Origin of the sequence: Paenibacillus phocaeensis, assembly GCF_900021165.1 — a bacterium.
GTDB classification, from domain to species: Bacteria; Bacillota; Bacilli; order Paenibacillales; family Paenibacillaceae; genus Fontibacillus; species Fontibacillus phocaensis.
In genome coordinates, this window is the sequence record NZ_FCOQ01000022.1 from 144,083 (window position 1) to 166,319 (window position 22,237).

Annotated in this window: 26 protein-coding genes; 18 read left to right on the forward strand and 8 right to left on the reverse strand. The window is 51.3% G+C overall.

Annotation, left to right across the window (positions count from 1 at the left end):
- Window positions 1-41: 41 nt before the first annotated feature.
- Window positions 42-479, reverse strand: coding sequence for a MarR family winged helix-turn-helix transcriptional regulator (locus BN3795_RS15850; RefSeq protein ID WP_332835610.1), 438 nt, complete (start codon window positions 477-479; stop codon window positions 42-44).
- A 164-nt stretch (window positions 480-643) separates the two neighbouring features.
- On the opposite strand from BN3795_RS15850, the gene BN3795_RS15855 reads away from it, so the two are divergent.
- Entirely contained in the window at window positions 644-1,099 is a 456-nt protein-coding gene (locus BN3795_RS15855; RefSeq protein WP_068785664.1) for a CBS domain-containing protein, read from the forward strand.
- A gap of 18 nt (window positions 1,100-1,117) precedes the next feature.
- Entirely contained in the window at window positions 1,118-2,362 is a 1,245-nt protein-coding gene (locus tag BN3795_RS15860; RefSeq protein WP_068785665.1) for an MFS transporter, read from the forward strand.
- Window positions 2,363-2,511: 149 nt separating this feature from the next.
- Here the strand turns inward: BN3795_RS15860 and BN3795_RS15865 are convergent, their stop codons facing one another.
- Window positions 2,512-3,438: an L-lactate dehydrogenase gene (locus tag BN3795_RS15865; RefSeq protein WP_068785666.1), complete on the reverse strand. Its 927-nt coding sequence runs from the start codon at window positions 3,436-3,438 to the stop codon at window positions 2,512-2,514.
- Window positions 3,439-3,786: 348 nt separating this feature from the next.
- Between BN3795_RS15865 and BN3795_RS15870 the strand changes: the two genes are divergently transcribed.
- The 4 genes from BN3795_RS15870 to BN3795_RS15885 all read left to right on the forward strand — a co-directional run bounded on the left by BN3795_RS15870 (window position 3,787) and on the right by BN3795_RS15885 (window position 7,179).
- Entirely contained in the window at window positions 3,787-4,800 is a 1,014-nt protein-coding gene (locus tag BN3795_RS15870) for a polysaccharide deacetylase family protein (protein ID WP_068785667.1), read from the forward strand.
- 66 nt (window positions 4,801-4,866) lie between these two features.
- Window positions 4,867-6,153 (forward strand): WD40/YVTN/BNR-like repeat-containing protein, encoded by a 1,287-nt coding sequence (locus BN3795_RS15875; RefSeq protein ID WP_232729950.1) that lies wholly within the window; start codon window positions 4,867-4,869, stop codon window positions 6,151-6,153.
- A gap of 205 nt (window positions 6,154-6,358) precedes the next feature.
- Complete coding sequence (locus BN3795_RS15880) at window positions 6,359-6,556, forward strand: hypothetical protein (protein WP_068785669.1); 198 nt, start codon at window positions 6,359-6,361, stop codon at window positions 6,554-6,556.
- Window positions 6,557-6,759: 203 nt separating this feature from the next.
- On the forward strand, window positions 6,760-7,179 hold the full coding sequence (locus tag BN3795_RS15885) for a DUF2500 domain-containing protein (RefSeq protein ID WP_068785670.1): 420 nt from the start codon (window positions 6,760-6,762) through the stop codon (window positions 7,177-7,179).
- 138 nt (window positions 7,180-7,317) lie between these two features.
- Here BN3795_RS15885 and BN3795_RS15890 read toward each other — a convergent pair whose 3' ends face one another.
- Window positions 7,318-8,640 (reverse strand): FAD-dependent oxidoreductase, encoded by a 1,323-nt coding sequence (locus BN3795_RS15890; RefSeq protein WP_068785671.1) that lies wholly within the window; start codon window positions 8,638-8,640, stop codon window positions 7,318-7,320.
- Window positions 8,641-8,906: 266 nt separating this feature from the next.
- On the opposite strand from BN3795_RS15890, the gene BN3795_RS15895 reads away from it, so the two are divergent.
- The 3 genes from BN3795_RS15895 (at window position 8,907) to BN3795_RS15905 (ending at window position 11,421) form a co-directional block, all read left to right on the forward strand.
- On the forward strand, window positions 8,907-9,329 hold the full coding sequence (locus BN3795_RS15895) for a cell wall hydrolase (RefSeq protein ID WP_068785672.1): 423 nt from the start codon (window positions 8,907-8,909) through the stop codon (window positions 9,327-9,329).
- Window positions 9,330-9,372: 43 nt separating this feature from the next.
- Complete coding sequence (gerQ, locus tag BN3795_RS15900; protein WP_068785673.1) at window positions 9,373-9,825, forward strand: spore coat protein GerQ; 453 nt, start codon at window positions 9,373-9,375, stop codon at window positions 9,823-9,825.
- Between the two features lie 276 nt (window positions 9,826-10,101).
- Window positions 10,102-11,421, forward strand: coding sequence for a hemolysin family protein (locus tag BN3795_RS15905; protein WP_068785674.1), 1,320 nt, complete (start codon window positions 10,102-10,104; stop codon window positions 11,419-11,421).
- 19 nt (window positions 11,422-11,440) lie between these two features.
- Here the strand turns inward: BN3795_RS15905 and BN3795_RS15910 are convergent, their stop codons facing one another.
- A complete protein-coding gene (locus BN3795_RS15910; RefSeq protein ID WP_068785675.1) occupies window positions 11,441-12,028 on the reverse strand; it encodes an RNA polymerase sigma factor in 588 nt (195 codons plus the stop codon).
- Between the two features lie 213 nt (window positions 12,029-12,241).
- Here BN3795_RS15910 and BN3795_RS15915 point away from each other — a divergent pair, with 213 nt between their 5' ends.
- The gene (locus BN3795_RS15915; RefSeq protein ID WP_068785676.1) at window positions 12,242-13,450 is read left to right on the forward strand and encodes an MFS transporter; all 1,209 of its coding nucleotides are present in this window, start codon (window positions 12,242-12,244) and stop codon (window positions 13,448-13,450) included.
- A gap of 80 nt (window positions 13,451-13,530) precedes the next feature.
- Here BN3795_RS15915 and BN3795_RS15920 read toward each other — a convergent pair whose 3' ends face one another.
- A complete protein-coding gene (locus BN3795_RS15920) occupies window positions 13,531-14,763 on the reverse strand; it encodes an aminopeptidase (protein ID WP_068785677.1) in 1,233 nt (410 codons plus the stop codon).
- A 173-nt stretch (window positions 14,764-14,936) separates the two neighbouring features.
- Between BN3795_RS15920 and BN3795_RS15925 the strand changes: the two genes are divergently transcribed.
- From BN3795_RS15925 to BN3795_RS15935, 3 genes are all read left to right on the forward strand, one after another.
- The gene (locus BN3795_RS15925) at window positions 14,937-15,209 is read left to right on the forward strand and encodes a hypothetical protein (RefSeq protein WP_068785678.1); all 273 of its coding nucleotides are present in this window, start codon (window positions 14,937-14,939) and stop codon (window positions 15,207-15,209) included.
- 48 nt (window positions 15,210-15,257) lie between these two features.
- Window positions 15,258-16,343: an AI-2E family transporter gene (locus BN3795_RS15930; protein WP_110945205.1), complete on the forward strand. Its 1,086-nt coding sequence runs from the start codon at window positions 15,258-15,260 to the stop codon at window positions 16,341-16,343.
- 111 nt (window positions 16,344-16,454) lie between these two features.
- A complete protein-coding gene (locus BN3795_RS15935; protein ID WP_068785679.1) occupies window positions 16,455-16,922 on the forward strand; it encodes a hypothetical protein in 468 nt (155 codons plus the stop codon).
- Between the two features lie 77 nt (window positions 16,923-16,999).
- Here BN3795_RS15935 and BN3795_RS15940 read toward each other — a convergent pair whose 3' ends face one another.
- Window positions 17,000-17,938 (reverse strand): aldo/keto reductase, encoded by a 939-nt coding sequence (locus BN3795_RS15940; RefSeq protein ID WP_068785680.1) that lies wholly within the window; start codon window positions 17,936-17,938, stop codon window positions 17,000-17,002.
- 220 nt (window positions 17,939-18,158) lie between these two features.
- Here BN3795_RS15940 and BN3795_RS15945 point away from each other — a divergent pair, with 220 nt between their 5' ends.
- Window positions 18,159-18,542: a MerR family transcriptional regulator gene (locus BN3795_RS15945; protein ID WP_068785681.1), complete on the forward strand. Its 384-nt coding sequence runs from the start codon at window positions 18,159-18,161 to the stop codon at window positions 18,540-18,542.
- A gap of 68 nt (window positions 18,543-18,610) precedes the next feature.
- Here BN3795_RS15945 and trxA read toward each other — a convergent pair whose 3' ends face one another.
- Both trxA and BN3795_RS15955 read right to left on the reverse strand, forming a co-directional pair.
- Window positions 18,611-18,949 (reverse strand): thioredoxin, encoded by a 339-nt coding sequence (gene trxA, locus BN3795_RS15950; RefSeq protein WP_068785682.1) that lies wholly within the window; start codon window positions 18,947-18,949, stop codon window positions 18,611-18,613.
- The gene (locus tag BN3795_RS15955) at window positions 18,930-19,319 is read right to left on the reverse strand and encodes a MerR family transcriptional regulator (RefSeq protein ID WP_068785683.1); all 390 of its coding nucleotides are present in this window, start codon (window positions 19,317-19,319) and stop codon (window positions 18,930-18,932) included. Before BN3795_RS15955 ends, trxA begins: the two co-directional genes overlap by 20 nt.
- A 170-nt stretch (window positions 19,320-19,489) precedes the next feature.
- Between BN3795_RS15955 and BN3795_RS15960 the strand changes: the two genes are divergently transcribed.
- The 4 genes from BN3795_RS15960 (at window position 19,490) to BN3795_RS15975 (ending at window position 22,223) form a co-directional block, all read left to right on the forward strand.
- On the forward strand, window positions 19,490-19,978 hold the full coding sequence (locus tag BN3795_RS15960) for a cysteine hydrolase family protein (RefSeq protein ID WP_068785684.1): 489 nt from the start codon (window positions 19,490-19,492) through the stop codon (window positions 19,976-19,978).
- A gap of 98 nt (window positions 19,979-20,076) precedes the next feature.
- A complete protein-coding gene (locus BN3795_RS15965; RefSeq protein ID WP_068785685.1) occupies window positions 20,077-20,511 on the forward strand; it encodes an Rrf2 family transcriptional regulator in 435 nt (144 codons plus the stop codon).
- Between the two features lie 175 nt (window positions 20,512-20,686).
- The gene (locus tag BN3795_RS15970; RefSeq protein WP_068785686.1) at window positions 20,687-21,553 is read left to right on the forward strand and encodes a VOC family protein; all 867 of its coding nucleotides are present in this window, start codon (window positions 20,687-20,689) and stop codon (window positions 21,551-21,553) included.
- Between the two features lie 100 nt (window positions 21,554-21,653).
- Window positions 21,654-22,223, forward strand: coding sequence for a GNAT family N-acetyltransferase (locus BN3795_RS15975; protein ID WP_068785687.1), 570 nt, complete (start codon window positions 21,654-21,656; stop codon window positions 22,221-22,223).
- Window positions 22,224-22,237: the final 14 nt, after the last annotated feature.

Below are 22,237 nucleotides of genomic sequence, written 5' to 3' on the forward strand. Positions count from 1 at the left end.
AGATTTACGTAATAGGTATTATGTAAACAAAACAAAGCCGGTTAAGATTTGGAATTCAGCAGGGCATGGTTGAATTTCTGCAGCAAACTCGCAAAGGTCTGCGTCTCCTCGCCGGACCAATCTGCCGTCAGCTCGCGAATTCGCGCTAACCGGGTCTCCTTATAGTCCGCATACTCCTTAGCGCCGAGCTCCGTGATCTCCATGAAGAAGGCGCGGCGATCGGCGGGATCGGGAATCCGTCGCACATACCCTTTTTGCTCGAGGGCAGCGGCCTGTCGGCTGACGGTAGAGATGTCCAGTTGGAATTCATCAGCCAATGATTTCACGCCTACCGCGCCGTGGGCGCTGATCCGGTGCAGCAGCAGGTAGGCGGAACGGTCCAAATTTCCATGTTTTCGGGATGCCGTCACGGTAGTGATTCGACGGTATAATACGGCGATCTCTAATTCGATCGTTTCAAGTGATTTTTCGTCCATCATTTTGATACCTCACAGCCAAGCAGGATAAGTCTATCGTATCATAGAATAGGTAGGAAATTAAATGGAATGCCGTCCGGCCGCGTAGGGAAGCACAGGCCGTGGAGCTCAAATGATTGACAAGAATTAAAGTAGTTGTATAATACAATTATACGAGGGGGATATCCATGCAAGCGCATGAGATTATGATCAAGCAGGTATACAAAGTCAAAGAGACCGATACGGTTCGTTCCGTGATCGAACGATTCATGGAATACCGGATCAGCGGACTTCCCGTGGTCAATGAGCGCAATGAAATCGTGTCCTATATCAGCGACGGTGATATTATGCGCTACATTGGCAAACACCGGGATGTCGTGGTTGATTCGATCTATTACGTTGCCGTATTCAGAGGCGATCAGGAAGATTTTGAACAACGCGCCAAGCGGCTGCTTGATCTTAATGTCAAAGAGATCGGCAAGAAGAAGGTTTATACCGTGTCGTGGGACGAGGAAATTGAGAATATTGCGGCGATTCTGGGGAAGAAGCAAATTAAGAAGCTTCCGGTCGAACGCAACGGGGTGCTTGTCGGAATTATCAGCCGGGGAGATGTGATCAGGCATTCCTTTAAATCTTTCTTATAACCCGGGGAAGGAGTCTTTATGTCATCATCGTCAAAAATCGTTAGTTTCTCGGAAACTACAGAACGTTTGGAACTTGAAAGCCCGAGTCTAATCAAACAACCCAAAGCCGTTTGGGCTGTTTTTTTTGCCTCGATCATCGCCTTTATGGGCTTGGGATTGGTGGACCCGATCCTGCCGGCGATCGCCGACAGCTTGAATGCAACGCCCAGTGAAGTGACGCTGTTGTTCACCAGCTATAATGCGGTGATGGCGCTCGTCATGCTGATTACCGGTGCGATCTCATCACGAATCGGCATCAAGTGGACTTTACTCGCCGGCATTGTTGTAATTGCGGTATTCTCTGCGCTGGGCGGTATGGCCGGCGACGTATGGACGATCATCGGCCTGCGCGGCGGCTGGGGGCTGGGAAATGCATTATTCGTCGCCACCGCTTTGTCAGCGATTGTCACTTTGTCCGGGAGCGGCACCGCCAAAGCGGTTATTTTGTATGAAGCTGCTGTGGGGCTCGGCATCTCGGTCGGCCCGCTCGTTGGCGGCTGGCTGGGCGCCATCTCCTGGCGCGGCCCGTTTCTTGGCGTAGCTTCGCTTATGGTGATTGCGTTCCTCGGGCTCAGCTTTCTCATGCCCAAATCTACTGAGCCTGCAGGCTCGAAGGCTTCCCGCACTTCCTTGCTGGCCCCGTTTCGGGCCATGCGTTACCGTTCGCTTGTGGTGTTGGGATTAACCGCCTGCTTCTATAACATTGGTTTCTTTACGCTTATGGCCTACGCCCCGTTCGTAATGGGGCTGGATGAACATGGGTTGGGTTATGTCTTTCTGGCGTGGGGGGTCCTGCTCGCGATCACCTCTGTAGGAACTGCCCCCAAACTGCAGGAGAAGTTCGGTACGGTGAAATCGATGGGTGCGATGTTGTTCCTGTTCGCGCTGCTGCTGCTCGCCATGGGAATCTGGACAGATACGCAATGGGTCATCATCGCCGCCGTGATTGCCGCCGGAGCCATGCTGGGGAATAACAACACGTTAATCACAACCGCTGTGATGAACGCGGCGCCGGTCGAGCGCTCCACAGCTTCGGCTGCCTACAGTTTTCTGCGGTTTCTGGGCGGGGCAGTCGCTCCGTTTATGGCAGGAAAGTTGGCCGAGTGGTTTAATCCGCATGTTCCGTTTCTAGTCGGTGCTGGATTTGTACTGCTGGCCGTTGTCTTTATTGCCGTGAATCATCAGCATGTCAAACATGTCGACGAAGTGCAATCCGGGCATTAATCATTCAATGTACTAAGATATAATTAACGAAGTGAAATATAGTGATTAATGACATGAAATATAACCAAGAAATTGTACAGTAGAAAAACGTCCGGTGCTGCATTCGCATGAGTGCAGTCCGGACGTTTTTTCTATCATGATCCTTGCGATTACAGATCCAAGTTGGCAATTTCGCCCTTTAATTTATTCGCTGAGGCGTGGAACTGCGCAAGCTCCTCGTCGCTGAGCTTCAGATCCAGCACTTCACGGACCCCGGAGCGGTCAACGATACTAGGTACGCCGAGATAAACGTCGGACACCCCGTTATAATCGGTCAGCAGGGTAGAGACGTTAAGAACGGAACCTTCGTTCTGCAGAATCGAGACAATAATCCGGTCCAGCGCGAGCGCGATCGCGTACGAAGTGGCCCCCTTGGCATTAATGATCTCGTAGGCCGCATTCTTCGTACTGTTGAAAATCTCCTCGCGATCCTCCGCGGAGAACTCCAGCCCGATCCCGGCAACGTTGGCCAAGCTCCAAAGCGGAAGTTCGGAGTCACCATGTTCGCCGATAATATGCGCATGGATGCTGCGCGGATTAATTTTCTTGTTCTGTCCGATCAAATAACGGAAACGCGCACTGTCGAGCAGGGTACCGGAGCCGATGACGCGATTGGACGGGAATCCGCTCTTCTTCAAAGATACGTAGGATAGAATGTCAACCGGGTTCGTGGCGACAAGAATAATACCGTGATCGTTATACTTAACGATATTCTGAATAATGCTGTCAAAAATGCCGGCATTGCGTTTCAGCAAATCGATTCGGGTCTCTCCGGGACGCTGGGAGGCACCTGCTGCAATGACGATAATATCGGCATCGGCACAATCGCTGTAATCTCCGGCCCAAAGCTTGACTCCGCCCGTAAAGGGAAGGCCGTGGTTCATATCAAGCGCTTCGCCAAGGGCTTTCTCCTTATTGGCATCGATCAGTACCAGCTCGGAAATTCGTTCTCTTAAGAGCAGCGTATAAGCGGTTGTCGCGCCAACCGCCCCTGTCCCAATGATCACAACCCGACTGGAACGCAGTTTGTTCTTCATTTTTTTTCATCCCCTCGTCATATTCTCCAAACCTTAGCTTGCGCCAATCTCTGCATTCTTAACCTGTGAGCGGCAAGCGTTCAAGGCCGATTCGCTGCTCCCGAAGAAGTGCGATATGTATTTGCCCAAATTCATTGTACCTGATAGAAGCTCAAAATTTAAAGTAAAATGTGGAATATTCAGTTTTAATAGAAAATGAACGTAATAAATATTATGTAAACCAAGATCAATCGTTGGGAACTTGTTATCACTTTGTAACCATCGATTAACGATTCTGTAAGGACGAAACTCTCGCTTTATATTATTCTAGTAAATAGAACAAAGAGAGAGAGGAATCCGGTGAACCACATGTCGCCTTATGGAAAACGAAGTGAAAAGCATGGAGAACGCACCGTGCGCTCGGGGATGACGCGGCCGGCGAAACTTATGGTTACGGCAGCGGTCGTGCTGGCGGCATCATCTCTGGCGCTGACTGCTGTGGCGGTGGCTCCGCTGCTGCGCGAGCCATTCCACAAGTCCAGCCGGGTCGTCCTCCCGGCTAAGCTGGCGGCTGCAGGAGAGACAAAGGAAGAACAGACCGGAACTCTGGAGCAACCGCGGATTTCGGATGAGTCAGAGACCAACCCGAAAAAAGGGGACGACGTGCCTCAGACAGAAGTCGAGCCTGCCCCTCCCGTACAACCGGCACAACCCGCAGTAGAGACGAAGCAGCCAGCATTGCCCGATAAGCAATCCCAAACCCCCGTTAAGCAAAAAGTCATCTATATGACCTTTGATGACGGGCCTAGTAAATATACAGAACCGCTGCTGGAAATCTTGGAGCATTATCAGATTCACGGTACGTTCTTCATGATCGGAAATCAACTCAGCGGGCATAAGGCGATCGTAAACGAGGCGCTGGAAGCGGGCCATTACGTGGGACTGCACAGCATGACCCACAACAAGAAGATATTGTATACCGGGGAAGGCTCGGCTCATTTTATCGAGGAATTTACGAAAGAGCAGAAACTGGTGGAGAAGTTGACTGGAACCTCGCCGACCTTAATTCGTGCTCCGTATGGCAGCAAGCCGGAGATTGATAAGAAATTCCGCGGCGATATCGCTAAAGCGGGATTTAAAATGTGGGATTGGACAGTAGACTCCAAGGACTGGAAATATCCGGACAGCCCAAGCACGATTCTGAAGGAAGTGAAGCGTCAAACCCACCGAAACACGGAAGTTATCCTGTTGCACGAGAAAGCTCAGACGGTAAAGGTGCTTCCGCAAATCATCGAATATCTGCAAAGCAAAGGATATGCTTTCGCGGTCTACAAGCCGGATCAGCATTTCACGGTAAACTTTGGGAACGATTCCCGGCTATAACGGCGAGTATACACCTATGGTATAATAACTTTACTTCAGTTTATGCAGAAAGTGAGGTGGTTCGGGTTGAGCTTGTGGCACAAGTTAGCCGGAACCGCCCTGGTTACGGTCTTGCTTCTGACGGCTTGTTCCTCCGAGCCGCCTCCGGCCGCTGCTCCCGTTCAAGACGAGCCTGCCGAGGAAGGGCAGACGATCACGGTGATCAATCCTGAAGCTTCCGAGAACCAGGGACATCCCGCCGCTGCTCCGGCGGAGAACCCCAATAACCGCTACCAGATTCAAACCCGTCTCACCGATTTTCAATTGCTGAGCGAAACGACGGGTTTGGCATGGGGCTGTACGCGCAATGAACTGCGTCTCTATATTACGGAGGATAACGGCAAAACCTGGACGAACATATCCCCTGCGGCTTCCGTACCCTTTACAACCACACCTGAATACGGCAAAGATATCTTCTTTCTCGATCCCGATCATGGCTTTATCGTGCGTAATTCTGCGGGATTAGGAGATACGCTGGTCCTGCGTACGAGCGATGGCGGGGCCACCTGGAAGGTGACTTCGTTTCCCGGGAATGGGGAAGTGAAGGCGATGGTGTTCGCCGACCCCTCCAATGGATGGATCTTATCTGAGGGCACCTCGCGAGCGAATGGCGTGCGCTCCTTATTTGCGACGGACGACGGAGCCCAATCCTTCGAAGCCCTGATCGGAGGAACGGATCTCGAGAGCCTCCTGTCTACGGATCACCCAACCGGGATTCCAGGTACCCAATCCTCGATGGCCTTTACAAGCCCGCTGCGCGGGTTTGTAAGCGAGATCAAGGAAGGGCTTCCCACCTTATACGTAACAGAGAACGGCGGGTTAACCTGGGCTCCCAATGAGCGGTTCTTCAACCTGGACAAATACAAAACCTGTGACAGCTTTACAATCGGCAAGGTGTCCTTCTTCTCCGGCAGCGTTAGGGAAGGGTGGATTCCCGTCGGCTGCAGCCGTGGGAACTCCACCAAATTCAACGGATATTTTACCGAGGATGCGGGCAACACGTGGACATTAGCACCGTTCAAGCTTTCTTGGCAGACGGGATTAAATGAGAAGCTCGCTCCTACCTTCCTGAATCGAAACGAAGGATGGACCCTTCTGGATTCAACGGTATATTATACTTCAGACCAAGGGGGGAGCTGGACGCCGTTGCCGCCCAGCGAGAAATTGATCGAAACGCTGCAAGGCTATCCCGAGATCGTGAAGCTTCAGTTCTTCAACCCCCAAGTCGGATGGCTGTTGGTGGCCAAAGAGGATCAGCAACGCTCGCTGCTGATGCAGACGAAGGACGGCGGACGGAGCTGGAGGGTGTTGTAATTCATACGGTTTTTCAAGCATGGCGCGGGGGCGCCGTGCTTTTTTTATATGAGGCAAGAAAGAAATTTTGTGATGTTCATCATATTGTGAAAATAATCACATGTGTTCCTCTGACTTTGTGATATATTTAACTTGTAAGAAGGAACAACAACCCTGCAAGTTAATCACGGGGCGAATGCTCCCAACACGATAGGAGTGGAACCTGATGAAACCAACTGTTCACGAGGAAACCTTGACCCGAAATTATCTTCAGTTTTGTTACCATTGCGAGGATGCTCACCTGTGCACCACCGAAGAGCAATGCAAAGCTTGCTGGGCTGAGAAAGGACTAGACGAGGCGTTCGATCGGGAAGCCGAAGGCGCCGAGGAAACCCGTCAATTGTTGTTCGAGTATTATGCCTGATTTCAACCTGCTCCCTCGGGTCCCCAATTAACCTCTGATTCGCGAGTCGAATCAGGGGTTTTTGGTTTTTCTCTCGTTATTTGGGACAAGAGTGGTATATTTTCTGGACACGCGGAATAACAAGTTTTATTTCGGCCGGCATATACATAGGGGGAAAGGGGAGAACAGCGATACGGAGCAACCTCTGAAGGAGGGATTACGCTATGCAGTCCTGGACGGAAATGTTTGGCGTGGTGGAAACGGCGCTGCCGATTTTGTTTGTGGTGATCATCGGGATTCTGGCCGTTACGGCCACGGGAGGAATTCTTCGCGCGATTGGAAACCAGAAGCAGCCGGTGCTCAGCGTCCAATCTGTGATCGTCGGCAAGCGGACGGAAGTGAGCCACCGCCATGACACCGACACCTCGGTCAATCGTACTGACACCAAGTACTATATGACCTTCGAGGTCGAAAGCGGTGATCGTTTAGAGTTTGTGGTGTCCGGGGTGGAATACGGGCAATGTGCGGAAGGGGACGAAGGCAAATTGACGTTTCAGGGCCGCCGCTTCCACGGATTCGAGCGAGCGGGCCGCACCTATCGGACCGAGCTGCAGGAATACCGGAAATCGCATAGCTCCGGGTGAGGAAGGCATCAAGCATACGAAATTCACAAGAAAGGCAGGCAGGGGAAGGTTGATACAAGCCAGACAGATAAAAACAGAAGCGTAACGCATCGTCGACCATGACGATTCCTGCGTACGCTTCTGTTTTTGTGATTGCATTTAATAGGATAAGGCCTTGGTTGCGGCTTGCTCCAGAATCGCCTGGGCGACGGCCCGGCCGCTGGAGAAGGCGCGCTCTGCCAACTCGCCCTTCCCTTCGCAACCATCCCCGCAGAAGAAGAAGGGGACGCCGGCCAAACGGGTCGGCAGCAATTTGTTCGTGTGAATATTCTTCACGCTGGCAACCATCGCTTTCTTGGATACGCGTTTGACTTCTACGAACTCACGCCAATTCGGATAATACGTATCAAACAAAGCTTCCATTTGCTGGGTTTTCTGCTCCAGATATTGCTTCTTCTGTTCCTCATCGGAGAAATCGTCATTCAAGTAGGCGATTCCCTGCAGCAACTGACCATGCACAGGGGCGACCGTAAAGTCAGTGGCTGAGACGTCGCTGATAAAAATCTTGTGATCCATATCGCTGATATAGTGGAAAGGGCGAGCGACTACTTTGGAGAAGCCCACATCATATACAAGCACTTCTGTCGAGGTGTTGTTCTTGTACGGTTCCAGCGTGCTTGCCCAAGGGGTCTCTTCCAGCAGTTTGGTCACCTGCTGCACCGGCATGGCGAAGATGACCTGATCATATTCAAGCTGTTGTCTTGTCTTGGTGTTCAGGAGATATTTACCATTCTCCATCGTAATCGACTCGACGGGTTCCTTGACGGCAATCTCCCATGCCTCGTTCTCATTGATTTTGTCGATCAACTGATCGGTAATCGTCGCCCAGCTGCCCAGAATGTAGCTGACCGGCCGGCCGGAGAGGAACAGGTTGTGATAATATTCAGCGATGACTTCGCCGGATACTTTGCGCGCTTCCTCCGGTGTAATGAAGAAGTTGGAGCAGACAAGATGTTCCCACAGTTCTTTGACATCTGCTGAAGCATGCGAATGATCCAGGTAATCGCCAAGTGTCCGATGCTGCTTCAAGTGATGAAGGTTCCCGATGACGGCAGCGATTTCGGCGACAAACCGGACCTTCTCCATCGGAGTCAGGACATCCGTCTTCATAATGTTGACGAAATCAAGCGGGGCAGGGGTTAACTTGCCGTGTTTGGCATACATCACCTTACGTTTATCCACTTGCTTGCTCTGGAACTTCAAATGCAGTTCTTCTTCCATAACGTGGAGCGTGTGTCTGTCGATGCCATAGACGGCGTGTGCTCCGTAGTTCAGAGTAAATCCCGATTTCTCATAAGTGAAAGCCCGTCCGCCGAGCTGTGGGCTTCGTTCAAATACTGTTCCGGACGTCTCGCTGTGGTCCGACAGATATGCAGCAGCCGTAAGCCCGGCCAAGCCGCCGCCAATAATCGCGATTCTCATGAGGTAACCTCCTAAAAGGTATAATGAAGCAACCGTTTTATAACGAAACCAGCACAAACGTATAAAAAAACATTATTCATCTACAGTATATGCTATTCATGTAAGCGCGTCCATAGAAATAGACACGAAATGTTCAAGATTGTAACCGTATTCACATTTGCAAGGCTCTCCAGGTCCTTGACACCGATTTTTTTCCAGTCCGAAGCACCAAGATAGGCAGATGCACATAAGATATATCGTTCAGTAGAGAGGGAGGAGGAGCCAATTTGGCCGTCATTAAAACGAATTCCGCAGACGTTAGGCTCCTGGCGCGCCTGATGCGTGCGGAAGCGGAAGGGGAAGGCGAACAGGGCATGCTGATGGTCGGCAATGTCGGCGTGAACCGTATCTTGGGAAATTGCCTGGATTTTCGAGATATTCGCGACATGAATCAGATGGTGTTTCAGAATCCCGGCGGATTTGAAGCCACGGTGAAAGGCTATTTCTACCAAAGAGCCCGCGATCGCGAAATTCGTTTGGCGCAGCGCGTCATTAACGGCGAGCGGGTATGGCCGGCTTCCAACGCCTTGTGGTTTTTCCGGCCTACGGGAAATTGCCCTGATACCTGGTACAACCAGCAGAACACCGGCCGGTTTAAAGCGCACTGTTTCTTTTCTCCATCTGCGGAAGACTGCCCTTCCGTTTATTAACTTCAATGTTTCGCTTGATCAATCCTAAGGAGGAATGAATTGCATGTTTACTCAGCAATACCGGCCAACCACATCTCCCGCGGGTCATGGCACCTATCCGACTGCTCACGTCGGAGGCGGATATTCCGGATATCCTCAGCCAACCGGAGGAGCCATGCCGCCCCAAGTGCCGGTCGGAAGCCCGATAACGCCCGGCGGCACTGTAATGCCTGCTCCGGTAAACTATGAGCAATCCTACATCGAGAATATCTTCCGGCTGAATTTAGGCAAAGTCGGTACCTTCTACATGACCTACGAGAACAACAGCGAATGGAATGCGAAGGTCTTCAGAGGCGTGTTGGAAGCTGCCGGACGCGACCATATCATCATCAGCGATCCGACGACCGGTGTACGAACGGTTATGTTGATGGTCAATTTCGACTATGCCACGTTCGACGAGCCGCTGCTCTATCAATACCCCGGGGTGATCGGTTCTCCGCCGCCGACCCGGCGATAATCTACTTAAGGTTCCCTTGATCGAAGGGAGCCTTTTTATTTTTCAGGCCTGCCACGCCTGTTCGTCAGGAATACCGCAGCGTTTGACTGTGTAGTGTATAATAATATCATTAAGAAGAATTCATCATACAGGATGCAGCCGCATGGCAAAAGGAGATGAATCCCTTGGGAAAATAACGCTGCAGTTCTCATATGCCAAGATACAACCTATCGCTGACTTTAAATCACGAAGGAGGTGCACCTATTCGCTGCCGGATCGGCGGGAATAGGAAACGTATTGGGTGACCCTTTACCGAGTCTTTATTCTGTAGGATTCATGGTGTTATTGGTGTTGCTTAACGGATTTTTTGTATCGGCCGAATTTGCCATCGTAAAAGTGAAGAGTTCCCGGATTGAAGCTTTAGCCGAAGAAGGACGAAGGAATGCGCGGATCGCGAAAGATCTGTTAAGCCGCTTGGACGGTTATTTGTCGGCCTGTCAGGTTGGGATCACGCTCAGTTCGTTAGGGCTGGGTTGGCTTGGCGAACCGGTGGTTGCCCGCATGCTGGGTCCGCTGTTTGAAATGATGGGCTTCAGCGAAAGGCCGGGATTTATCGTTTCATTAGCGGTCTCCTTCCTGCTGATCGCCATTTTGCATATCGTGCTGGGGGAGCTGGCCCCGAAAACGATTGCCGTCCGTAAAGCCGAGACCATTACGTTATGGTTCGCGTGGCCGATGCGCATATTTTACCGTTTGATGTACCCGTTTATCTGGATGTTAAACGGCCTTTCCTCCGGCCTCTTGCGGTTGTTTGGGATCGCGCCGGTGTCGGAGCAGGATTCCCTGCATACGGAGGAAGAAATCCGTGTCATGATGAAGGAGAGCAGTGAAAGCGGCTTGATTGATAGTACGGAAATGTCGCTGGTGGACAATATTTTTGAGTTCGCCGATACGACCGCAAGGGAGATCATGATCCCCCGAACGGAAATGATCTGCTTGTATACCCAGCATTCGCTGGAAGAGAACCTGGAAATCGCCTTAGAAGGCACAAGAACCCGTTATCCTGTCTGCCATCAAGATAAAGACCATATTATCGGATTTATTCATATCAAAGATTTGATCCGCTCTCAAACCCGGGATCTTCGCGACCTGATTCGTCCGATTATGGCCGTGCCGGAATCGATCCCGATCAGCGATTTGATGAAACGCATGCAGCGGGGAAGAACGCAAATTGCCATCCTGATCGACGAATACGGCGGGACTTCCGGAATGGTCACGTTAGAGGATATCGTCGAAGAGATCGTTGGGGAAATTCAGGATGAGTTCGATGAAGAACGTCCGGGGATTGAGCAACTCGATATGCATTCGTATTCCATCGATGGATTGATGTTGATTGAATCGATCAATGATCGGTTCGGTCTGGAGTTGGATTCGGACGATTATGATACGATCGGAGGTTGGCTGTATTCGCGGATTGATATCCTGCCTCCGCAGGTAGGGCAAACCGTGGATTACGGCGAATACACCTACGTGGTGGAGGAGACCGATCACAAGAGAATCTCCCGCGTGAAGCTCATTCGCCAGCAGCTCTTGCCGCTGGAAGAAGCCGGCGCTTAAAATCAAACCGGATGTCTATTTACATAGAGGCATCCGGTTTTTGTTCATCCCATTCTGCGTGCAGCATCTTCTTAATTCCCTCCCGGGTGCGATATAATCGCTGCCGGACGAGATTCTCGCATAAGCCCATACGATCGGCAATTTCTTTATAGCTGAGACCTTGTTTCCAGCGATACTCCAGCAGCATGCGGTACTCCGGTTTAATCTGATGCAAATAAGAACTGATGGCCTCCTCCAACAGCTTGGTTTCCACGCAGCCCTCTACGGAATCCTCCGGCCAAGCTGTCGCGGCAACCTCCTGCAGCGCACAGTCCGAGTCGACCGTACAATCATATTTGCGATTCTTGCGCAAATAGGTGATGGCCATATTCCTCGATACCGTTCTCAACCAGGCGCGCAAACTGTTCTCGTTGTCGAAATCCGGCTTCTTGAGTACAACCATCAGGAAGGCTTCCTGAATAATGTCCTCGGTTGCTTGATGATCCTTAACCATATAGTAGACGGTGCCGTACACCAAATCGAAGTAAGCGTAATAGATTTCTTCCTGCACGCGCTCCGGCAGTTCCAAGTAATTAGCGGTAAGTAAATACTGCAACTGACTGACCATAAAGTTACCTCTCTATCTGATATCCTAAGCCGAAATCCGATCCTTCTCTTATCCAATTTTACTCTACTTTCTCAGGAAAAGGAATGATTTTCCATGATTTCAACCTCATTCCGATCGGTTTCGCCAATTTTCAACAGATGACGTTCATGCAACGATCCATTACAATAGAAGAAGTGTGTTTGCAACAGGGTGACGAGAGGAGAGAGTTCGTTCGTGAAACGTTTATTTTGGATGGGATGCTGGTCTTATTTGCTGATCGGATTGGCTCACGTCGTGGTGGGTTCGTTGATGCCTAGCTTGCTGGAGCATTACGGCAGAGATTACGGCGATGGCGGTCTGCTGATCTTTGCCCAGTTTTCCGGCTTCCTGGTGGGAGTCCTGATCTCCCCTCTGTTGATTGCAAGACTCGGCAAGCTGAACGGTCTGCTGATTGCAACCGGGATGTTAGGTGCCGCGGAGCTTGTGTATACGCTGCTTCCGCCATGGGAATGGATGTACGTTGTCGGGGCCGTAGCCGGTTATGGGTTTGGGATGATTGAAGCGGTGATCGGAACGATCATTATCGCCTCCTTCACTGAAAGAACCGCTGTGGCCATGAGTCGACTGGAGGTATTCTTCGGATTGGGAGCACTCCTGATGCCGCTGGCTGCGGGTGCTTTTATTCGATTGGAACATTGGCGTTACGCCTTCCTGCTGGTCTCGATTCTGGCATTCGTCCTGTTGTTTGCTTGGGGCAAAGGCCGCTTCGGCGAATTCAAACAGACCCTTCAAGCGAGAAGCGATAAGACGGCCGGGAAGGGGAAGGCGTTGAAGAAGTACCCCGGAACCCGAGGGTTGCTGCTCCTTGTCTTTATTGTGTTCTTCTTCGTGTATGTCGGCACGGAAATGAGTTTCGTAAATTTCTTGCCGTCTCTGCTGATCGAGAAGCTTGGCATCGATAAGCCAACCGCCGCGTTCAGCGTAACCTTGTTCTGGATCGCGATGACATTCGGCCGACTCTTTGCGGGCGTTGTTGCCGAGCGAATCTCCTACAGCCGTTATGTGGCCATGGGCTGCCTGATCAGCTTCGTCGTCATTTCCATGTTTGCCTGGGGCGGAGGGCTTGCTTGGCTGTTTACCCTCATCGTTCTGTTTGGTTTGTTTATGTCGGGACTTTTCTCGATCGCACTTGTCTTCGCCAACAAGCTGTTGCCGGGCACGGAGGAGACGACCCCCAGCTTGTTGATTGCCTCAGGGGGTGTGGGGGGCGCGTTGCTGCCGCTGTTAATCGGAGAGAGCATGGACCTGCTTGGTGCGGATACGTCGGCATGGATATTGGCCGGTTTCCTGGCGCTGCTGGTACTCTTAAGCGCAACCGCCGTGATGATCCAGCGCAGCCGGGCCTATACATCATCTGTGAGATCTGCGCCAGTCGAATCTTGAAGCTGCAGAACCTGAGGATAAAGAAAGCGCCCCTTTGGCGGAAGCGTTCCGCCAAAGGGGCGCTTATTTCCTTTCTCCGATCAAAATGCCCAGTTGCCTTTGGCAAAGATCGGTTCTTCCTTGCCGTCTGCGGTCACGCCGAAAATATCCATCTCGGCGGATCCGACCATAAAGTCCTCATGGGCCAGGCTGGAGTTCAGCCCGCGCTCGGCCAATTCATCCTGGGACATCGATTTCCCGCCCTCCAGGTTAAAGGCGTACGCATTGCCTATCGCCAAATGGTTGGAGGCATTCTCGTCAAACAGCGTATTGTAGAATAAAATGCCCGATTGCGAGATCGGAGAGTTGTGCGGAACAAGCGCGACTTCGCCCAAATAATGCGATCCTTCGTCCAGCTCGACGAGCTGCTTCAGGACATCGGCGCCCACTTCGGCCTGATAATCCACGATACGTCCGTTTTCGAAAGTTAACGAGAACCGGTCGATGATGGTGCCCCGGTAGCTCAGCGGCTTCGTGGCGGCGACCGTGCCGTTCACCCCGGTTCTATGCGGAGCGGTGAACACTTCTTCCGTCGGCAGGTTGGCCAGGAACGTATGGCCTTGCGCATTGATGCTTTCTGCCGCGACCCACAGATGGCCTTCCGGCAGTTCAATCGTCAAGTCGGTGCCGGGAGCCTTATAATGCAGCTTCTTGTAACGTTTCGCGTTCAGGTAATCGGATTTCTGCGTCAGGTTCTCGATATGCTGCTTCCAAGCTGCAATCGGGTCGGGCTGATCCAGACGAACCGTTCGGAAGATAGCTTCCCATAGGGCTTCAACACGTTGGGCTTCAGGAAGTTCAGGGAATACTTTATCCGCCCAAACTTTCGAGGGAACTGCCACGATCGACCAGCTGAACTTATCGGACATCTGCATTTCGCGGTATTTGCTCATCGCTTTGCCATATGTTTTCTGATGATTGGTCAGCCGCTCGGTGGACACGCCCTTCAGCAAGTCGGGGTCGGACGAGATCACGTGGAGCACCGCTGCGCCGTTTTCCACGTATTCCAGCATTTCTCCGGCATACCACTTCGGCTCATCCAGGAAGGATTCCTCCGCGGCCAGATCGTAGCGAAGGCGGGTTACCACATCGTCGCTCCAGTTGACTTTGACAAAGCGGGCGCCGGCCTCATAAGCTTGCTTGACGATGAGCCTAACGAGCTCCGCCGAATCGAGAGTCGTGTTGATGATCAGGTTCTGGCCAGGCTGTACGTTAACCCCTATTTTGACGGCCAATTCTGCATATTTTTCCAGTTTCGCTTGAAAATCGGACATATACGGTCTCCTCCATACTTTGGAAATGGGTTATTGTCTTATCATACACCATTCGGGAACGAAATTGGAATGCTGGGCAACTGCGGTTCCCTCAAGTTCTACATTTGATATTCCCCCAAAACATGGTACGATATTTTAATAAGACGGTCCCAAAAAAAGGAGTTACGATCCATATGAACGAATTGACCATTGTTCACGCCGAAATGCGCCGGGAGGAAGACGGTTCCTATATCGGAAAGACCGTTTTTGAAGTCAGCTCGCATAAGGCCGGTTATGAAATTACGTTCTTCAGCCAGAAGGGGAAAGATTGGGATTACAGCCTTCACTATGCGGATGAGCCGGGCATCGAGGAGCAATTTCTTGCGGTGGATGCGCGAATCGAGGAGGACGACGATTGGTTTGATACTCTGCTGGATGCCGCGCTGGATACGCTGCCGGACGCTTGATCCGCAAGCTTCCGGTTGAGCCGGAAGAGGGGAGAGGAGGAACAAACCGTGTGGCAACACCCGTTTTATCGCACCTCACTGGGAATTATTATGGTGCTGACCATCATTTATTTATTATCCAAGGTCAGCTTTATTTTTAATCCGCTGGTGACCCTGGTCTCCATATTGATCGTCCCGTTGACGATCTCCGGATTTCTTTATTACCTGCTGCGTCCGATCGTGCAGTTCCTGGAACGCAAGAAGCTGAACCGGGTGCTGGCCATCCTGCTGATTTATCTGATGTTCGCCGGAGTGATTACGATCTTCCTGATCGTCGTCTGGCCGCCGCTGCAGAAGCAGATCATTGAATTCATGAACAACGTGCCGAAGCTGATTGACGGCGTGCAATCGCAGATGAATGACGTCCGGAACAACCGGTATTTCTCGATGGTCACGAATGAGACGAGCCCGGAGCTGATGAACAAGGTGACCGAATATCTGAACTCGGCGATGGAAAAGATCTCGGGTTACTTATCGCATGTGGTGACTTTTCTTAATGATTTCGTCATTGTTGTGGGGACGGTACCGATTTTGCTGTATTACATGCTGAAGGAAGACGAGCGGGTTACGCCTTTACTGGTACGGATGTTGCCGTCACGTTACCGCCGCGACGGAGCGAGTGTCATTCATGAGATCGACAGCATGCTGAAGGGATTTATCGCCGGGCGAATGATCAGCGCCGTACTGCTGGCCTTTATGAGCTTCATCGGATTCTGGCTCATCGGCTTGCCTTATCCGCTGCTTCTTGCGGTCGTGGGCGCGTTGTTTAACTTTATCCCTTATTTTGGCGCGCTGCTGGGGGCGATTCCTTGCGTGATCGTGGCATTCACGGTATCTCCGTCCATGGTGATCTGGGTTATCCTCATCGTCGTGCTGGCGCAGCAAATCGAAGGCAACTTGATCTCTCCTTACATTTACGGGAAGACGATCAACATACACCCTTTGACAACGATTGTTCTCTTGCTGGTAGCCGGCGACTTCGGCGGCATTCTGGGAATGATCCTGGCAATTCCGGTGTATATGATGCTGAAGATTATCGTACTGAAGGCGCATAAGCTGTATTTTGCCGATAAAATTGAAGAACTTACCGAATAAGCCATTTACAATAGGATTCCAATTCCTGATCCGGGTGATTAAAATCATATCTCACGGCCCCGCGATTGCGCGATGATATTACATATTCAATACGCTCGGGGGATGATAGATATGGCAGTGAATGCCAAAGGCGGGAAGTACTTTTACGCATGGAGCAAAATTCTTCCCGACGGATCGTTTTACCTTCCGGATCAAGCCCTGCATGAGTACCAGATTCGCCCGGATTCGAACATTATCCTAATGACCGGCCGGAATACGGCCAAAGGCTTTAGCGTGGTCTGCAAGGAATTGATCGCCAACTCACCGCTTGCCACGATTTTCGCCAGCATTCCTCAGCTGCAGCAATTCGCCATCCCGGAAGGGGAGGTTATCAGCTTTAAGGAACGGACGTTCTGCTGGGTGTACCTGAACAACAAAGGTTATTTTACGCTGCCTCACACAACCTGGAAGCAATTCGGCCTCAAGCCAGGCGATCAACTGCTAAGTTTGCGGGCCACCCATCTGGCATTCAACAATTTGTCGGAGGGACCGTATATCGAACAAGCCAAGCAACTCCGAGATATCCTTGTTTACGAATGAACAGAAGCTAACAGAAGAACCAGCCAGTCACCGACCCGTACGTCGGCAGCTGGCTGGTTTCGTCTGTTAAGATGAGATTAGTAACGATCTCCGCTTACGGAAGCAGGGGGCATCACCTCATCGATGCGAAGCATATCTTCGGAGGAGAGTTCCACATCCAGTGACCCTATATTCTCCTCCAGATAAGAGATCCGCTTCGTTCCGGGAATCGGCAAGGCTCCTTTGGCAATTGTCCAAGCAATAGCCAATTGGGAGGGAGTACAGTTCTTCTCTTCAGCAAGCTCCTTCACTTTGTCCACCAACGCCAGATTTAGTTGGAAATTGTCGCCTTGGAATCGAGGCAGTAGTCTTCGAAAATCCGTTGGGGCAAAATCCTCAAACTTACGTACAGCACCGGAGAGAAACCCGCGGCTTAGCGGACTGTAAGCCACAAAGGTAATCCCGAGTTCATTGACGGTTGGAAGAATGTCTGCTTCGACTTCACGGCTCCAGAGGGAGTATTCCGTTTGCAAAGCCGAAATGGGGTGAATGGCGTGAGCCCGGCGGATGATCTCACTGGGGGTTTCCGACAATCCCAGATAACGGACTTTCCCGGCTTTCACCAAATCAGACATCGCTCCAACGGTTTCCTCAATGGGAACCTTCGGATCAACGCGATGATAGTAATACAAGTCGATATGATCCACACCTAAACGCATGAGACTGCGGTCAATCGCTCCCTTCACGTAATCGGGATGACCAAAGAACCCTTCAAAATTAGGCCCCAGGCCAAACTTGGAGGCGATGACAGCTTGATCCCGCCGTCCTTTCAAGGCTCTGCCGAGCAGTTCTTCATTGTGGCCGTTGCCATAACAGTCAGCGGTATCCAGCAAAGTCACGGAAAGTTCCAACGCACGATGAATGGTGCGGATGGATTCCGAATCATCGGCTTTCCCATAAAGCTCCGACATCCCCATTAATCCTAACCCGATCGCCGACACCTCTAACTCGCTATGTCCCAAGTGTTTTGTTTTCAAGACGCTCATCCTTTCATTTTTAATTTCTGGACTTCATGTTTAGCCTACAAATTAAAGTATGCTTGAAGTCAAGGGTGTTTTTTTTAAGTTTGAGCAAACGGGGTTTTATTGAATTTATTCGCTTTTCTATAGCGTTTCATGCCATTTCTTGCTATGATCAGTACCATAATGCGTTGAAATTAACTTAAAGTGAACTTTAATCAAAAGGAGGGGTTTCCAGATGATGAGTATTAAAGAAGCGACCCTCATGACAGGCATTACGGCTTCCACCCTGCGGTATTATGAAAATGAAGGATTGCTTCCATTTGTGAAACGAGATGAGAGTGGAAAACGCTTATATGATCAAGAGGATTTAGAGTGGATTCACTTTGTCACCGCACTTCGATTAACCGGCATGCCCATTGCTCAGATCCAGACCTATGTACGGTTGTTTAAAGAAGGAGAGGGCACCCTTGCAGAGCGAAAAGAAATGATGCTTGAGCATAAAGCGGAAATCGAGAGGAAGATCAATGAACTATACCGAAACCTCGACAAGATCAATTATAAGCTGGCTCTGTACGATGTCCTTGAAGCTCAAATCAACAACACAAAGATTAAAATATAAGGAAAACACCTCCAAGCCGGATTCCTAAACAAGGGAAGATCCGGATTCTTGGAGGTGTTCTCGTTCCATTATGCCGTATGGGAAGCGGGCGGGTACTTCGCAATCACACTCGTGTAAGCCTCCTTGGGACGCAGCCCAATCAGCTTCTCTACCGGTTTGCCCTGATGGAAGAAGAGGACGGTGGGCATGGCCATCACGCCAAATTGCGAGGCCAATTCCGGGAGTTCGTCGCAATTGACCTTAAGCAGGTTCACAGCACCGTCATATTCTTCGTGGAGCTCATCCAAGATCGGGGACAACACTTTGCATGGCGGGCACCAAGGGGCGTCAAAGTCAACGAGCGTAAGGCCCGGTGCTTGGATCGCCTCCGCAAATTCATTTACATGTTCAATTCGTTTCGTGGCCATTCTCATTCATCTCCATTTCGGGATTTTCGGCTAAAATATGGCTGATCCGCTCCTCCAGATTGGCCTTGATCGCTTGCAGCAGCTCAATCTGTTCATTCACTTCCTTCAACTTGCTGCGGTACACGGGCATGATCTCACGACAGAATGCCTCTTTGCTCGACATGACGCATTGCAGGAAGCCGGCGATTTGTTCCGTGGTGAGTCCCAGGCTTAAATAAAATTGGATGGTCTTCACCTGTTCGGCCGAAAAGCTGTGGTAATCGCGGTACCCGTTGGCCAGTCGCTGCGAAGCGATCAAGCCTTGCTCTTCGTAATATCGAAGGGAGCGGATGCTGACGCCGGTCGCTTTGGACAATTCACCGATTCTCATCGCTTTCGAATCACCTGCCTTCTTGGATTCATTATAAACCCTCACATTAATGTGAGGGTCAACCGTTTTCGTCCTTGATCCCCAAAAAATCTTCCGGCGATGATCGGCTGGGATCGTGTATAATGTAGGAAATTAGGCGCCTCAAAGCAGGCGACAAAGGAGGAGCAGGCATGAAACCGGCTTTATTGATCATCGATATGCAGCAAGCTTTTTTGAACCCTCCGCGAATCCAAAGCGAAATTCCGGGGGTGTGCGAATATATGAATGCCGTCGCCGACTTGTTCAGGGAGGCGGGGCGGCCCGTCGTCGTGGTCCAAGATAAGGACGGGGGCGAAGGAACTCCGGGGTACGAGGTGATTCCTGAGGTTAAGCTGGCCGACTCCGACCTGCGAATATCCAAAGCATGGAACAACGCGTTTTGGAAAACCGACCTCGAACAGTTTCTACGAGAAAAGGACACCGACTTCGTGGTGGTTTGCGGATTTGCGGCCGAACACTGCGTCACCTTTACGTTTAACGGGGCGGTGGAACGCGGATTTGGCGCGGCCATTTTGCAGAAGGGCATCCTCGGCGAGCATCCCGATGCGGTGGCTATGGTGTACCGGGATCGCAGCCTGATCAGCTACTCGGTGATTCGAGCTATTTTGAAGCAAGTTTAATTCATTCCGTGGAGGGATTGTCCGCAAAAGGCGGTTGACATTCCCCACCTTGAGTAACTAATATGGTTACAAGATGAGGGAAAGGGGATAGGCTAATCATGACGATCAGCTCCAGATTTTCCGTGGCCATTCACATACTGTCCCTGCTTGAAATCAACAAAGACGGGATCAGCACTTCGGAATATATTTCCGGCAGCGTGAACACCAACCCGGTCGTGATCCGCCGAATCATGGGTATGCTGAATAAAGCGGGCCTGGTTGAAGTACGTACGGGGGTTGCCGGATCCAAGCTGTCACGGCCGCTGGACCAAATTTCGCTGCTTGATGTATACCGCGCGGTACACGTCGTAGAGGAGGACGGCTTGTTCGCCGTACATGACCATCCTAACCCGGATTGCCCGGTTGGCAAGAATATCCAGTCGGCGATCGAACCGATCTTCTCCCTGGCGCAAAAGGCGATGGAGAACACCCTTGCAGCCGTAACGTTGCAGGACGTAGTGAACGAGATCTCATCCAAAACCGCGTCGGTCTAAAGCGGAATCTCCCTTCGCAACGAATGAGGATGTAAAGCCCCCTGTCCTAGGGGGCTTTTTGGCGCCCAATTGACAATTCTCTCTCCTGTAACTATACTGATTACAACAATTTGTTTGTAACTATACTTGTTACATTTAGAGCGGAACCGTTTAGATCCGAAGGAGGAGAAAAGACATGGCCTATCCCTTACCCATCCATCCTGATGCGCAAATCGGCGCAGTTCGTCTTAAAGTCCGCGATCTCGAGCGGTCGCTTGCCTTTTATCAAGAGGTGATCGGCTTCCAGGTCCTTCGTCAGAACGGCCCCGTCGCCGAGTTGACCGCCGACGGCAAACAGCCTTTGCTGATTCTGGAGGCCGATCCAAGATATCGGGTTATGCCGGAGCGGTCCGTGTCCGGTTTATATCATTTTGCCATCTTGGTTCCCGGCCAAATCGCGCTGGGACTTGCCTTGCGCAATCTGATCCGGCATCAAATTCCGGTCGGTCAAGGCGATCATCTCGTCAGCGAAGCGTTGTACCTGAATGATCCCGATCAGAACGGCATCGAGATTTATGCCGACCGCCCGCGGGAGACCTGGCAAAAGAACGCCGCTGGCGAAGTTCTGATGACCACAGATCCGGTGGACATCGAGAACCTGCTGAATCTGTCCGAACATGCGGACTGGAACGGATTGCCGGAAGGAACACGCATCGGGCATGTGCATTTTCATGTTGGTGATTTGCAGCAGGCCGAACAGTTCTACTGCGGGATTCTCGGATTCGAGGTCACCGCTCATTATGGCGGGGCGGCGTTATTCATCTCAGCCGGCGGATATCATCACCACATCGGCCTGAACCTGTGGGCCGGCAAAGGGGCGCCGCCCGCCCCGGAAGATGCGGTCGGCATCCGCTACTTCACGACAGAATTGCCGGATGTTCCCGCTCTGGAAGCGGTTGAGAGCCGGTTAGCCGAAGCGAATGTAGCCTATCAGCGGGAGGGGAATGACCTCCGGCTGAGCGACCCGTTCGGCATCGGAATCCGACTGACGGTGACAACCTGAACGGACCTCCCTTGCAACCCGTACTTTTTTGACTCTTCCTTTCGGCGTGGTCCTTCACCTATAATAGATTTACGTAAACTCTAGGAAAGGACCGGTCGTTATGAAATTGTTCCCTCAATTGGAAACGGAGCGATTTGTACTGCGCAGGCTAACCTCGAAGGATGCCGCCGATTTGTTCCATTATTTCTCCAACGACGAAGTAACGAAATATTACGATTTGGATCGATTTGTGGAGCTTCGGGAAGCGGAGGAGCTGATCCAAAAGTGGAACAGCCGCTATCTGGAGAAGCGAGGCTTTCGCTGGGCGATCACAGTGAAAGCCGAAAGCGACCGGGTGATCGGCACGTGCGGGTTTCACAACTGGTCGAAGGATCATTATAAAGCCGAGGTCGGATACGAGCTGAACCCGGACTATTGGCGCCAAGGCGTTATGACCGAAGTGCTGCAGGAGATCCTGCGATTTGGGTTCGAGGACTTGGGACTGAACCGGATCGAGGCGTATATTGACCCTGACAATATTCGATCCCGATACTTGTTGGAGAAGACGGGATTTCACGAGGAAGGTTATTTGAAGGAAACCTTCTTTGAGAAGAACCAATTCGTTGACGCTGTTGTCTTTGCGTTGCTGAAGAAGCAATATGAAGCAACACGGAACCGGAATTTCCGGTAAACTGCATATTCCCC

Bases quoted from the DNA above. Each gene is read 5' to 3' on its own strand.
- BN3795_RS15850 (WP_332835610.1), bottom strand. From the start codon at position 479: ATGATGGACGAAAAATCACTTGAAACGATCGAATTAGAGATCGCCGTA.
- BN3795_RS15855 (WP_068785664.1), top strand. From the start codon at position 644: ATGCAAGCGCATGAGATTATGATCAAGCAGGTATACAAAGTCAAAGAG.
- BN3795_RS15860 (WP_068785665.1), top strand. From the start codon at position 1,118: ATGTCATCATCGTCAAAAATCGTTAGTTTCTCGGAAACTACAGAACGT.
- BN3795_RS15865 (WP_068785666.1), bottom strand. From the start codon at position 3,438: ATGAAGAACAAACTGCGTTCCAGTCGGGTTGTGATCATTGGGACAGGG.
- BN3795_RS15870 (WP_068785667.1), top strand. From the start codon at position 3,787: ATGTCGCCTTATGGAAAACGAAGTGAAAAGCATGGAGAACGCACCGTG.
- BN3795_RS15880 (WP_068785669.1), top strand. From the start codon at position 6,359: ATGAAACCAACTGTTCACGAGGAAACCTTGACCCGAAATTATCTTCAG.
- BN3795_RS15885 (WP_068785670.1), top strand. From the start codon at position 6,760: ATGCAGTCCTGGACGGAAATGTTTGGCGTGGTGGAAACGGCGCTGCCG.
- BN3795_RS15890 (WP_068785671.1), bottom strand. From the start codon at position 8,640: ATGAGAATCGCGATTATTGGCGGCGGCTTGGCCGGGCTTACGGCTGCT.
- gerQ (WP_068785673.1), top strand. From the start codon at position 9,373: ATGTTTACTCAGCAATACCGGCCAACCACATCTCCCGCGGGTCATGGC.
- BN3795_RS15910 (WP_068785675.1), bottom strand. From the start codon at position 12,028: ATGGTCAGTCAGTTGCAGTATTTACTTACCGCTAATTACTTGGAACTG.
- BN3795_RS15920 (WP_068785677.1), bottom strand. From the start codon at position 14,763: ATGTCCGATTTTCAAGCGAAACTGGAAAAATATGCAGAATTGGCCGTC.
- BN3795_RS15925 (WP_068785678.1), top strand. From the start codon at position 14,937: ATGAACGAATTGACCATTGTTCACGCCGAAATGCGCCGGGAGGAAGAC.
- BN3795_RS15935 (WP_068785679.1), top strand. From the start codon at position 16,455: ATGGCAGTGAATGCCAAAGGCGGGAAGTACTTTTACGCATGGAGCAAA.
- BN3795_RS15945 (WP_068785681.1), top strand. From the start codon at position 18,159: ATGATGAGTATTAAAGAAGCGACCCTCATGACAGGCATTACGGCTTCC.
- trxA (WP_068785682.1), bottom strand. From the start codon at position 18,949: ATGGCCACGAAACGAATTGAACATGTAAATGAATTTGCGGAGGCGATC.
- BN3795_RS15955 (WP_068785683.1), bottom strand. From the start codon at position 19,319: ATGAGAATCGGTGAATTGTCCAAAGCGACCGGCGTCAGCATCCGCTCC.
- BN3795_RS15960 (WP_068785684.1), top strand. From the start codon at position 19,490: ATGAAACCGGCTTTATTGATCATCGATATGCAGCAAGCTTTTTTGAAC.
- BN3795_RS15965 (WP_068785685.1), top strand. From the start codon at position 20,077: ATGACGATCAGCTCCAGATTTTCCGTGGCCATTCACATACTGTCCCTG.
- BN3795_RS15970 (WP_068785686.1), top strand. From the start codon at position 20,687: ATGGCCTATCCCTTACCCATCCATCCTGATGCGCAAATCGGCGCAGTT.
- BN3795_RS15975 (WP_068785687.1), top strand. From the start codon at position 21,654: ATGAAATTGTTCCCTCAATTGGAAACGGAGCGATTTGTACTGCGCAGG.